Here is a 12,822-nt window from a genome sequence, read left to right as displayed (position 1 = left end):
GGGCGGCAGTATCGTCAGTCAGGACGATACGACCATCGTCGTGGCGCTTGACATAATCACGCTCTCGATCAGCACAGGTGAACGTGTCGGCCTGATTGGCCATAACGGCGCTGGCAAGTCCACCTTGCTAAGGGCTCTGGCCGGGATCTATGAGTCGTCAAGTGGCCATTTTGACGTGCAGGGTGAGGTTCACTCGCTCCTCAGCCCTCAGGCCGGGATGAATACCGAGCTGACCGGGCGGGAGAATATTCGCCTCTATGCTCGCATTCTCGGGATGAACGAGCAGGAAGCGAAGCTTCTCGAAACAGATGTAGAGGCTTTTGCGGAACTGGGCGCTTTTCTGGATCTTCCTGTCAGGCACTATTCCTCAGGTATGGCTATTCGTCTGGGCTTTGGTCTGGCGACCTCGCCACGCCCCGAGATCCTGCTCATGGATGAGTGGTTCATGGCAGGGGATAGTCATTTTCAGGAAAAGGCCCGCGACAGGCTGAGCCGTCTGATCGAATATGTCCGCATCCTCGTAGTCACCTCGCATTCCCTGCCCATCCTGCAGAAGTGGTGCACGCGCATCATCTGGATGGAGGGCGGACGCATCAGGATGGATGGGGTGCCAGAAGAGGTCATCGAGGCCTACAAGGCTGCGGGGCAGGCCTGAACGCAATCGCGTCCTGTGAGGGGGGCGATGGAAAGGATAAACCAGAGCCGCTGCCCTTCAGACAATCCTGAAGGGGAGCGGTGCCTTGATCTGATCAATCCGCCTTAGCTTCTGAAAATGCCCGTGATGGTCGAGAGGAGCGACAGAGCCTCCTCACGTGGGCGCTGGAACGTGTTGCGGCCGATGATCGAGCCGAACCCGCCGCCAGCATGGATGCCACGGATGGTATCCAGCAGGGCCTCGGTGCTCTCATGTTCACCGCCCGAGAAGATCACGATGCGGCGCCCGGCGAAGGTTGACTGCACAACGTGGCGTACACGGGCCTCCATGGTCGAGATGTCGATCTTCTGATCGAGATAGACCTTTTTGGCGGCCGGCAGGGAAAGCGCGTCTGTCGGCGGTTTGACTTTGATGATGTGCGCTCCACATTCAGCGGCCATATGCGCGGCATAGGCGCAGATATCGATGGCGGTCTCTCCGGCCTTGTCGAGCATCGGGCCGCGTGGGTAGCTCCAGACGATGACAACAAGACCCGCGGCCTTGGCCTCCTGGGCCAGTTCACGCAGCTCGTTCATCTGATCGAAGCAGTATTCGCTGCCGGGATAGATGGTGAAGCCGATGGCCGAGCAGCCCAGCCGCAGGGCGTCGGCAACCGTGCCGGTGACGGCCTGGTTCTTCTCGGTGGACAGCGAGTTCGAGCTGTTGCATTTGAGGATAAGCGGCAGCTGACCGGCAAAGGTCGAAGCACCAGCCTCAAGCATCCCGAGGGGAGCGGCGAAGGCATTCAGTCCGGCTTCGATTGCCAGCGAGAAATGATAATGCGGGTCATAGGCCGGAGGGTTCGCCGCAAAGGAGCGGGCAGGTCCGTGCTCAAACCCCTGATCGACGGGCAGAATGACAAGTTTGCCGGTGCCAGCCAGCACACCCGTGTTCATCAGACGGACAAGATTGGCCTTGGTGCCGGGATTATCTGACTCGTAATTGGCAAGAATCGCTTTGACCTGCGGCGTAAGTGACATGCAACGCTCCTGTTTTACTGTCATGCCCGTCATTTTTGAGCTTCCGGGCGACCATCATACCGCTGCTTAACTGATGCGCGGGCGCTCCGTTTCTTTTGGAGCGACAACAAGTCTTCACAGATGCGATATCGTTTGCACGGACGATGGATCCTGTGCCGTTCTGCCGCGTTCGGGAGGTGGCTTCAAATGGCCTGTATGCCACCCGGATTGTCGCGGCGTGGCGGGTCTATGAGGGCGATAAAGGAGCTTTCATGCGATATTCCGGTCAGGCCCCGCTATCACCGGTCAAGCGCAGTAGGCTCGCGGTCCCAGCGGTTTCCCTTATTGCAGCGCTCGGTGTGTCGTTTGCTAGCGGCCAACCGGCACGAGCCGAGCCGGTTGCGCTGATCCACGCGCGTGTTGTCGATGGCACAGGCGCACCGGCACGCACAGATCTCGCGATGGTGGTCGATCATGGCCAGATCATAGGCCTGGCCACGACACCGCCTGCGGGGGTCAGGATCATCGACCTTCAGGGCAAGACAATCATGCCCGCGTTGATCAGTGACCACAGTCATGTCGGGCTGGTGGACGGGATGAGTGCAGCTTCGGCCAATTATACGCGCGCCAATATCCTGGCAGCGCTCAACCAGTATGTGCGCTACGGGGTCCTGACCATAACGGCGCTCGGGTTGAACAAATCTCCCCTGTTCGATCAGCTGCGTCATGAGCAGCATGAAGGGGCCAATGAGGGGGCTGACCTTTTCGGTGTCGATCAGGGTATCGGTGCGCCTGCCGGGATGCCGCCCGAAGCCATGATCGACGGCATGGGGCGTGACCAGATTTTCCGCCCGTCCACCCCGCAACAGGCACGACAGGCAGTAGACCGGATGGCCGATGAAGGGACGGATTTTGTCAAGATCTGGCTCGATGATCTGCGCCTGACCAATCCGGGCAAACCGCCCTTGCCGCTGCTCGGTGCGCCTGTCTGGGATGCGGCTATCAAGGAGGCTCACCGGCGTCATCTGCGCGTGGCGGTCCATATTCACGATCTGGACCTCGCCCGAACGGCCTTGCAGCATGGGGCCGATATTCTGGCGCATGGTGTGCGGGACAAGCCGGTCGATCAGAGCTTCATCGACCAGATCAGATCCACCGGAGCCTGGTATATCCCGACATTGTCGCTGGATGAGTCGACTTATTATTTTGCCGAGCATCCGGAAACACTGGGGCAGCCTGTGGCACATGATGCCATGTCACCAGCCCTTCGCGACAGTGTCGCCGATGAGCAATGGCGCAAGGACAGTCTGGCGAAGCCTTCGGTCAGCGCCGCACGCGCCGCATTGGCAATGAACGAACGCAATGTTCTCGCCCTTTATCGTGCCGGCGCAAAGATCGGGTTCGGGACTGACTCCGGGGCGACGCCGCTTCGCCTGCCTGGCTACGCCGAGCATCGCGAGCTTGTCCTGCTGACGGAGTCAGGCCTTACACCGTTGCAGGCTATCAATCTGGCGACGCAGAAAGCAGCGGCTCTTCTGGGGCTGCAGGATCGCGGCGTCTTGGCTGTCGGGAAACGAGCTGATTTTCTCGTCATTGACGGCGAGCCAGACCGCACCATATCTGATATCGACCTGATTTCTCAGGTCTGGCAGCGCGGCAAGCCGGTCTCGGACGGGCTCGTCATTAAAGGGAAGACACCATGATTCGTCGTTTCGGGTCAAAGCGTACTCTGGGGGTAGCCCTTTCGGCGCTCTCTCTTGCTGCTCCCTCGCTTGCGTTCGCGCAGCAAGGCCCGGCACCCCACCGCTATGCGGACGGGACTGGCAACAATATGATTGAGCAGCTGAATTCGTCCCAGCTGAACAACAATTACAAGGGGCCGTATTACAACCGTGGAGAGGCGCCGCCGCCGTTTAGGCCCGTGCAGGTGCAGGCACCGCCACCGCCGCCACCCCCTGTACGCTCGCACAGGCATCATTATCGCCCACACCCAGTACCTCCCGGACCCATGCAACCTGTTCCCCTTGGCGGTCCACGCTGAGCAGGCGCTGCCCGTGACCCCCGCTGTCATTCTGGCAGGGGGACAAGGCAGTCGGTTGGGGTATCGTAACAAAGCGCTCATTCCAGCCGGGAAGGGGGCTTTGCTCGATCAGCTCCTCGACCGGTTACGGCCACAAATCGGTCCGGTTGCGCTCTCGATACGACGCGATTGCGAAACAGCCTATGGCCGCGACCTGACGCAGCTTCAGGATCGACATACCGGGGCAGGCCCTCTCTCCGGTGTGCTTGCGGCACTTGAATGGGCACAGGATCTTGGCGAGACGGCCGTATTGACGGTGCCGGTAGATACGGCGTTCGTCCCGAACGATCTGGTCAGACGGCTGAAAGCGCCGCCAAGTTGCGCCATGAGCCGAGGGCGCCTTCATCCTCTCGTTGCGTTGTGGCCCGTATCGTCTCTACCCCTATTAGATGAGTACCTGAGCGCGGGCGTGGCATCGGGCGATCACCGACAGTTGGCCGTCTGGAGCTTTGCACGACGTATCGATATGACCCCAATCGCTTTCGATGATGAGGGGCCGGACCCGTTCTTCAACGTCAATACGCCAGATGATCTGCTGGCTCTGACAACGCTGATTGAGGCGTGATTACGCGGACTCAGTCATCAACAGCCCAAATTCACGCAATGCTGGAACAAAATTCTCGTTTTCATGGCTTGAGCGGGCAAGCTTGACCAAGGCGAAGCGTTGCAGCGATGTCAGCAAGCCCCATGCCTCGCGTGTTGGCGGTGAGACGTCATCTGAAGCGGCCTGCTGAAGGACACAGTCAGGAATCGCCGCGCTATCACGCCAGAGATGATCCTCATTTGCCGGAAGGGGCTTGGGTGGCGCATCACAGCGTTGCGCGATAAGGGACAGAAGATGAGCGTGATAGCGGCTCTGCTCGTCTGGCGTGACACAGGCGCGTTCCAGCAATTCACGACGTTCGTCTGGAAGAAACTGGCTCCATTGGCGCAGGCTTAGTTTGATACCTGTCAGATCGAGCTTCATTCGCACACACATCGGTATGCAACGTAACGATCCTGCAAAATCGTGCTCGAAACCGAAAATTTCCTGTGAAGCTGGTGAGGAATTAGGGATCATGTGGTCATCATTTCCAGAGTTTCGGGTCTGACAAGGCGATGGCCGCCGCAGAATACAGAGAAGCGGTCTCGCCGCGCATTGCCGATCAGGGTCATATCTGCCTTGCGGGCAATCTGGATGGCGCGATCGGTTGGAGAGGAGACCGCGACCAGTGTCGAGATACCCAGGGTCAGTGCTTTTTCAACCATTTCGTATGAGCAACGGCTGGTCAGCAGGCAAAAGCCTCGCCCCGGATCTCTTGGTGACTGGCTTAGTATGCCGATCAGCTTGTCCAGCGCGTTATGGCGCCCGACATCTTCCCGCACGTAATGGATAATGCCATCAGGCGAGGCCCAGGCCGCAGCATGCACCATATGCACCTGCTGGTTCAGGACCTGCTGGTCTGGCAAGGCATTGAGCGCCGCACGTATGGATGACACCGGAATACTATGCGCGGGAAGGCTCGGTGTTGCGGTGGCAATATTGTCAAGCGAGGTCACGCCGCAAAGCCCGCACGAACTGCCCCCGGTCAGCAGGCGCTGCCCCCGACGGATCAATCGACTGAAATCGGCACCGGTGATGCGTATATGCGCCGTTAGCTGTTCGTCGTGACGTTCGATATGGCAGGAGATCATATCGCTCGGCGCAGCAATGATCTTCTCGGTAAGCACGAAACCGAGCACGAAATCATGCAGATCAAGCGGTGTGACCATCATGACGGCATGAACATGGAATTCATTGAAAATCAGGGTGAGGGGTATCTCTTCGGCAATGCCAAGCTCGATCCGCTCCTGAACGCCCTCGGGGCCAATTTCGATGGCGTGACGCAGCACATGGGCCGCTGCAAGACTATCCGGTCTCGTCGTCATGACGTCCCCCCCTTGAGGAAAACACGCACCGGGATCGATTTGGCGGCGGGTGTGCCACTGATCTCGTCGAAATGGTTGAGAGGCAGCAAGGGGTTGAGTTCGGGATAGTAGCCCGCAATTGCGCCGCGCGGCATGGGATAGGCCACTGCCACGAGACCGTTCACGCGGCGATGGATGCCGTCTGTCGAGATCGTTTCCAGACTGACAACCATTTCCTGCGTAATGCCGCGCTCTTCCATGTCCTCATCATTCATGAACACGACCATGCGGGTGTTGTAGATGCCCCGATAGCGATCATTCATGCTGTAAATGGTCGTGTTGAACTGGTCATGAGAGCGTATGGTGGAAAGACGCAGCATGGCAGGATCATCGACCGCATCATCGACGGCGAGGCCCGGAAAGAGCAGGAACTGCGCCTTGCCGGTCGGGGTTTTCCACGCGCGACGACGCGGTGGAATGTCGAGATGAAATCCTTGAGGGTTGCGTATGCGCGCGTTGAAATCGGCATAGATGTCGGGATAGACCGCCGCAATTTTGTCGCGGATCAGACTGTAGTCGGTCGGGAACAATGCCCATGGGATGGTGCTGTCGGGTAGAGTGGCCTGTGCCATGCCACAGACAATGGCGACTTCCGAAAGCAGGTCCGGGCTGGCGGGCTCGAGCACGCCGCGCGAGGCGGTGACGTTCGACATGGCGTCTTCGATCGTCACGAACTGCTCGCCGGTCGCCTGACGGTCGATCTCCGAGCGGGCCACGACCGGCAGGATGAGCGCATCGCGCCCGTGGACGATATGGCCTCTGTTGAGTTTGGTCGCGATACCCACGGTCAGGTCCAGACGGCGCATGGCCTCATAGGCGCGCGGTGTGTCCGGGATGGCATGCACGAAATTGCCGCCCATGCCGATAAAGACGCGGGCCGTGCCGGCAAGCATTGCCTCGACCGAATCAACAGCATGATGGCCATGATCCCGCGGAGGCTCGAAACCAAAGACATCGCGCAGTAGGTCGAGATAGACCTGGCTTGGCTTTTCATCGATGCCGACGGTGCGATCGCCCTGAACGTTGGAATGGCCCCTGATCGGGGCAATTCCTGCGCCCTTCTTGCCAAAATTGCCCCGCAGCATGAGAAAGGCCGCAATCTGCTGGATCATGCGGGCACCCTGCTGATGCTGGGTAATGCCCATGCCAAAGCAGATGATCGTGGCATTCGACCGGGCATAGATGTCGGCTGCGCGCTCGATCTGGGCCTTCTCGATACCAGCAATACGCTCGATTTCCGCCCAGTCCTGCTGCATCACCTCCTGGCGCAGGGCCTCGAAACCTTCAGTGTGGGTGGTGATGAAGTCATGATCCAGCACGCTCTCGCCTGCTTGATCCCGCTCGAACAATGCCTTCATCATGCCCTTGAAGAAAGCGAGATCACCGCCGATCCGGATATGGACAAATTCGGTCGCAATCGCTGTCGATCCCCCGGTCGCCATCTGCACGGCATCCTGTGGTTCAGTAAAGCGTATGAGCGATCGCTCCGGCATGGGATTGACCACAACGATCGGCACGTTGCGTTTGCGGGCATGGGCCAGAAGCCCCATCATGCGCGGTGAATTGGTGCCGGTATTCTGCCCGACAATGAAAATGGCCTCGGCATGGTCGAAATCATCCATGACCACTGTGCCCTTGCCAATGCCAATGGCACCCGGAAGGCCGCGACTTGTCGGCTCATGGCACATGTTGGAGCAATCGGGGAAATTGTTGGTCCCATAGGCCCGGACAAAGACGGAATACAGAAACGCTGCCTCGTTCGAGGTTCGTCCCGAGGTGTAGAATTCGGCCTGATGTGGCGAGGCAAGTCCCCGCAGATGCTTCCCTATCAGGGCGAAGGCTTCGGGCCAGCTGCACGGAACATAGTGATCCGTCTGGGCATCATAGCGCATGGGTTCCGTCAGGCGGCCCTGTTCCTCAAGCCAGTAATCGCTCTGTGCGGCAAGATCGCTGACGCTGTACTGCGCAAAAAACTCCCGTGTGACGCGTCGCTTGGTGGCCTCGACCGCCAGACCCTTTACACCATTTTCGCAGAACTCGATCTTCTTGTGCCGCGTGGGGTCTGGAAAGGCACAGCTCGGACATTTGAAACCGCCCGGCTGGTTCATGGCCAGAAGCGCCCGCGATCCCTTGCCCACCACGCTCTGCTCCAGCAGGGCCTTGGCCGTTGCCTTGACCGCACCCCAGCCACCCGCAGGATGGTGATAAGGGCGATAAACGGTCTTGCGTTCGGACATGGACGGGTCTCCGGTGAGGGGGCAGAACCTCATCTTAAACGCATGAACCTTGCCAGCGTCGAAATCGCGGTCTCATTTCTGCGTGAGGGAAAGCACAGAACCCCTCACGCAAAAGCCCCGGCGTGTCCGTTGGTTCAGAAACTGCTGACAATGGAGAAGAACATACCCCGCCGCTGGCCGTACTGGGCCTGCGTTACGCCCACGCCGCTGCCGTCGCGCAGCTGGTAACGATGGTCGAACAGATTGACCACATCGGCCCTGACCTTGAGGGAATGACCAACCGGCACTTTCGTGAAGGTATGGGCGTAGCCAATGTTGAAAATGGCGTAGGCAGGCTGCTTCTCGAGATTGGCAAAGCCGCTGCGCAGGCCGTAGCCATACAGGAAATCGAGATAGGCCATATCATGCTTGTTGGCATAGGAGACCCCGGCTGAGGAGGTGAACTCTCCCTGATGATCGAGCTGTATGCCGTGGCGCTGGATATAGGCCAGTTCTGCTGCCTCGAACTGGTATTGCGCCGAATTGATGTCCTTCGCCCAGGTCTTGACGAAGGAGAAATTGCCATAGACCGACCAGCCTCCGTGACGCCATGAATTGCCGATTTCCGCCCCGTAGACGCGGCCGCGGCGATAACTGAACGGTGCAAGAATGACCGCGCGCCCGAACTGCCCCAGATCGCCCTGGTCATGTGCCCATTTGCCAAACGCATCAATCGTGATCTGATAGTCGCGCGTGACATGCTGGAGAATACCGAAATCGACGTAATGGGATTTCTCAACCCGTGTGGGTGTGTTGAGCATCGTATCGGGCGCATTGGTCGTGCCCGCGAATTTCTGAAGCGTCGCATCCGATATGTATTGCGGCGAGGGCGGCGCGAAGTAACGGGAATAGCCGAAATGTACCGTGGTCGAGGGGCTGGCTTTCCAGACCATATTGGCACGCGGGCTGACCTGTCCCTCACTATGGAAGGACGAGGCAAAGCGGTCATAGCGCAACCCGTAATTGAACGTCAGGCGCGGCGTGATATGAAATTCATCCTGGATATAGGCCCCGGCCTCGACGGCCCAGTTTCCGCTATGATCGATGATGCGCCTCGGGTCGATCGTGCTTTGGGCACCGGTCTCATCAACAGGAAAGGCCAGCGTGTCGGTATCGAGCTTTTCGGCCGTATATTGCGCGAGCAGGCCAAAGCGTAGCACGTGATGCGGGGCAATATCGTAGGAATTGTCGATTTGCAGACCGCCCGTAGTGAAATCATTCACTTCGTGCTGCGATATGCCTGAAAAAGCGAGATCCCTGCTGGGGTCATTGCGATAGCCGATGCGTCCGTAGCGGAAATAGGGCGAGATCTGGAGGTTCGATTTCTCTGTGCTGCGCTGGTAGGACATAACGGCATAGTAGTTCTGCTCGCTTTGGCCGTCGCGCAACAGGCGCGACTGGATGTCCGGATCATCGGGTGCGATGGTGGAGGACTGATAAAGTATGGGCAGGGCGGTTGTGTTGGGCAGCTCGAAATCGGCGTAGGAAGCGCTGGTCAGGAAACTCAGCCGGCTTTCATCGTCGATCTGATAGGCGGCATAACCGAAGGCCTTGCCCTGCTGGGTCGTGTCATGGGTGGCGCGAAAGCTGTTCGTCGGGTTTTCAATGCCGATGTCATTGCGGTTGTAGGAGGCCGTCACGAAGTAGTCCCACCGGCCCTTCGATCCTCCCAGTTGCAGCGACGGAATGAACGTGTTGTAGCTCCCGCCATAGAGCGAGACCTGGTTTTCCCTCAGCGTTGCGCCACTCTTGGTCTTGACGTCGATGACGCCCGACGTGCGAAAACCGAACTGGGCGGGTAGCGTGCCTGTCAGCAGGTCCACCGACTGGATGATACGACTGTCGAGTTCCTGCCCGAAGCCGTTCAGCCCCTCAGGCAACAGGACGCCATTCACGCGATAGGTGAGGCCGCCATGCTCGCCACGCACATGCACCTCGCCATAGCTGTCCATCACGACACCGGGGAGCCGGAGCAGGATCTGGCTGAATGCAGCGTTTTCACCTCCCGGTGTGACCTGTATCTGCCGCTGGTCGATGCCATAGGAAACGGCCCCCAACCCCGGTGCGAGACGGCCACGGGCCTGATCCATATGGGCTGTGACAGTAATTTCCTCCCGATGCGGGGGAGGGGCGGCGTTTGCCACGGCAGGCTCGCTGCCTGCTTTCGACGGCTTTGCCCTGTCCTTTGACGTCGCAACAGATTGGCGGCCTGCATGCGTGGCAGACGGTGCCGCGGGATCCCGATGCGCAGGCGGTTCCGGCGGTGATGCCAATGGGGATTTTCGCACAGGATCGGCAAGGGTTGTACCCGACATAAGAAGGAGGGCCGTCGGCAGGCCAACCCAGAGCGCAGGGCGGCGAAAAAAGCCTGCGTTATGAGTGAGTGCTCTACTAAATCCCATATACTCATTATTATAGCATTTGCTAATTTCAGATTTGAGACGAGGCATGAAAGGGTCCTGAGCAGGGTTGAAAGGCCAATAGACGAATGGAGGCGGTAAGATGCGGGATTGCCGAGGCGTCATGGATCGCTGCGTTGCAGGCTGCGCCATGACGTCGCGGAAAGTGCCGGACTCAGCTCATGAGCGTATCGTAGAGCAGCTTGAAATTAAGCAGCAGGATCACGCCAGCGACGCCCCAGGAGAGCAGCTTCATGGGTGTGCCAATTGTGAATTGACCCATCTTGCGTTTGTCAGAAACGAACATCACGAGTGGGATGACCGCAAAGGGTAGCTGGAGCGACAGGACGACCTGGCTGAAAATCAGCAACGTGCCCACGCCATGATCGCCGTAGAGTGCCGTGACCACCACGACGGGCAGAATGGCGAGGCCACGTGTGACGAGGCGTCGGGCCCAGTGGGGCAGGCCAAGATGAAGAAACCCCTCCATCACGATCTGCCCGGCGAGTGTGCCGGTAACTGTCGAGTTCGTGCCTGCAGCGAGAAGCGCGACCGCAAACAGGGTTGAGGCCATGCCCATGCCTAGAATGGGCGAAAGCAGGCGATAGGCGTCCTCGATTTCCGCTACGTCCTGATGGCCGGTATTGTGAAAAGCGGCGGCCGAAACAATCAGGATGGCGGCGTTGATGAAGAGCGCCAGCATGAGCGCCACGCTGCTGTCGAGTGTCGCCCATCGTAGGGCCTCACGCCGCCCGGCCTCGGTACGCGGGTAATCACGTGTCTGCACGATGGATGAGTGCAGATAGAGATTATGGGGCATGACCGTCGCGCCGATGATACCGATCGCGATATAAAGCATGGCGGGATGCGTGACGATTTCAGCCCGTGGGATGAAACCGGCCAGCACTTCTGCCACCGGAGGGGCTGCCGCTACGATCTGCGCTGTAAAACACAGGGCGATGATGCTTAAAAGCGCGATGATGAAGGCTTCGAGATAGCGAAAGCCCCGATTCATCAGAAACAGGACGATCAGCGCGTCAAAGGCCGAAATCAGCGCGCCTGCCAGTAGCGGGATATGGAACAGGAGTTGCAGGGCTACGGCTGTGCCGATTACCTCGGCCAGATCGCAGGCAATGATCGCTAGCTCGCAGGTGAGCCAGAGCACGAGATTGAGAGCGGGCGGAAAATGGTCACGACAGGCCTGCGCCAGATCGCGTCCGGTGACGATGCCCAGACGCGCTGCAAGGGCCTGAAGGAGAATGGCCATCAGGTTGGAGATCATGATGACCGAAAGCAGCGTGTAGCCGAATTGCGCGCCACCTTGCAGATCGGTCGCCCAGTTGCCGGGGTCCATATAGCCCACAGCCACCATGTAGCCCGGACCGACGAATGAGAGGAAACGCCTTATCCAGCCCGACCCTTCCGGCGCAAGACGCACGGATGAGAAGACTTCCGGCAGGCTTTGTCCCTCACTGCCCAGTGCGCGGACGAACCGTCGGGCTTTGGGCCCGGGAGGAGCCGGGTCGGGATGCGTCCCGCGAGCAGGTGGAAGAGAGGACATGATGCGTTACTCAAACCCAAGGCTTAGAAATATGCAATATACTATATTCACGAGTGGACGGTTTTGTGGATGCTAACGGTCCTGATGGCGCGAAGTTGACCGGGTATTTCCTCGCTGGTCGATGAGACTGCGAGCGGCAACGTCTGGACCGATCACGCAGCTTCGTCATTGGGAGGAGACAGGCAGAATAGACGGGATACGCGGCGAGCGAAGCGATGTCGTCCGGTAGGGGACGTTGTCAGTTCACTATATTCCCCAGACGAGAGGCAAGGTTTCTCTACCGTGTCAGGGCGGTTGCACTGCGAGCGGCGCACGGACTGCAGAAGGGGGAGAATGTTCGTTCAGTCGATCTGCGCGAGGTTGCCGCGGGGCGGTGAAGACAGGTGTGTGATGAATGAAGCGCTAACAGTAGCGCCACCGCGCCCCCGTCGCGGGGCCGCCAGAAGGTGTCGTCAGGACCGGGGAGACGGCGTCATGAAAGCGGTCAGGCCTGCTTCCAGCGCCTTGTGGAAAGCGGCCAGGGTCTCGTCACTGACATAATGCTCGATCCCTTCTGCATCGACCCGCACCGTTTCTTCGCTGATACCCAGAGCACGGAGGAAATTCTCGACAATCTGGTGACGGTTCTTGGCCTGATTGGCGACATCCTGCCCCATTTCGGTCAGGAACACGCCGCGATAGGGGCGACGATGCACGTAGCCCTCATTGGCAAGGCGGGTAAGCATCTTGGCGACTGTTGGCTGTGAAACCCCCAGGCGGGTTGCGATATCCACCTGTCTTGCCTCATGGCCTTCAGCCAGAAGATCGGCAATGAGTTCCACATAGTCTTCTATCAGGGCATTGCGCCGCGCCGCCCGATTGAGGCGAAAGCCTTCGGACTGCGTGTCGATATCGGGCAGGGTCATG

10 protein-coding genes are annotated in these 12,822 nt (G+C 59.1%); 3 read left to right on the top strand and 7 right to left on the bottom strand.

The window, feature by feature from the left end:
* A partial coding sequence (locus tag P792_RS35280) for an ABC transporter ATP-binding protein (RefSeq protein ID WP_023979997.1) occupies positions 1-655 on the top strand: 655 nt, incomplete at its 5' end.
* A gap of 104 nt (positions 656-759) precedes the next feature.
* Here P792_RS35280 and P792_RS35275 read toward each other — a convergent pair.
* A complete protein-coding gene (locus P792_RS35275) occupies positions 760-1,674 on the bottom strand; it encodes a class I fructose-bisphosphate aldolase (protein WP_023979996.1) in 915 nt (304 codons plus the stop codon).
* A 251-nt stretch (positions 1,675-1,925) separates the two neighbouring features.
* On the opposite strand from P792_RS35275, the gene P792_RS35270 reads away from it, so the two are divergent.
* Together P792_RS35270 and P792_RS35265 are read left to right on the top strand one after the other, a co-directional pair.
* Positions 1,926-3,356 carry an amidohydrolase family protein gene (locus tag P792_RS35270; protein WP_081866930.1) on the top strand — a complete coding sequence of 477 codons (1,431 nt, stop codon included), beginning with the start codon at positions 1,926-1,928 and terminating at the stop codon, positions 3,354-3,356.
* A gap of 351 nt (positions 3,357-3,707) precedes the next feature.
* Complete coding sequence (locus P792_RS35265; protein ID WP_035441035.1) at positions 3,708-4,298, top strand: molybdenum cofactor guanylyltransferase; 591 nt, start codon at positions 3,708-3,710, stop codon at positions 4,296-4,298.
* Here P792_RS35265 and P792_RS35260 read toward each other — a convergent pair whose 3' ends face one another.
* The 6 genes from P792_RS35260 to mntR all read right to left on the bottom strand — a co-directional run bounded on the left by P792_RS35260 (position 4,299) and on the right by mntR (position 12,821).
* Positions 4,299-4,793 (bottom strand): nitrate reductase associated protein, encoded by a 495-nt coding sequence (locus P792_RS35260; RefSeq protein ID WP_031241740.1) that lies wholly within the window; start codon positions 4,791-4,793, stop codon positions 4,299-4,301.
* The gene (fdhD, locus tag P792_RS35255) at positions 4,790-5,641 is read right to left on the bottom strand and encodes a formate dehydrogenase accessory sulfurtransferase FdhD (RefSeq protein WP_031241738.1); all 852 of its coding nucleotides are present in this window, start codon (positions 5,639-5,641) and stop codon (positions 4,790-4,792) included. Before fdhD ends, P792_RS35260 begins: the two co-directional genes overlap by 4 nt.
* On the bottom strand, positions 5,638-7,917 hold the full coding sequence (locus P792_RS35250) for an FdhF/YdeP family oxidoreductase (RefSeq protein ID WP_023979991.1): 2,280 nt from the start codon (positions 7,915-7,917) through the stop codon (positions 5,638-5,640). Before P792_RS35250 ends, fdhD begins: the two co-directional genes overlap by 4 nt.
* Positions 7,918-8,051: 134 nt before the next feature.
* Entirely contained in the window at positions 8,052-10,046 is a 1,995-nt protein-coding gene (locus tag P792_RS35245; protein WP_369794261.1) for a TonB-dependent receptor, read from the bottom strand.
* Between the two features lie 484 nt (positions 10,047-10,530).
* Positions 10,531-11,916 (bottom strand): Nramp family divalent metal transporter, encoded by a 1,386-nt coding sequence (locus tag P792_RS35240; protein ID WP_023979989.1) that lies wholly within the window; start codon positions 11,914-11,916, stop codon positions 10,531-10,533.
* Between the two features lie 452 nt (positions 11,917-12,368).
* Entirely contained in the window at positions 12,369-12,821 is a 453-nt protein-coding gene (gene mntR / locus P792_RS35235; RefSeq protein ID WP_031241733.1) for a manganese-binding transcriptional regulator MntR, read from the bottom strand.
* Position 12,822: the final 1 nt, after the last annotated feature.

This window comes from Asaia sp. SF2.1 (genome assembly GCF_000505765.1).
GTDB classification, from domain to species: domain Bacteria; phylum Pseudomonadota; class Alphaproteobacteria; order Acetobacterales; family Acetobacteraceae; genus Asaia; species Asaia bogorensis.
This window is presented reverse-complemented; position numbering and strand designations above follow the sequence as displayed.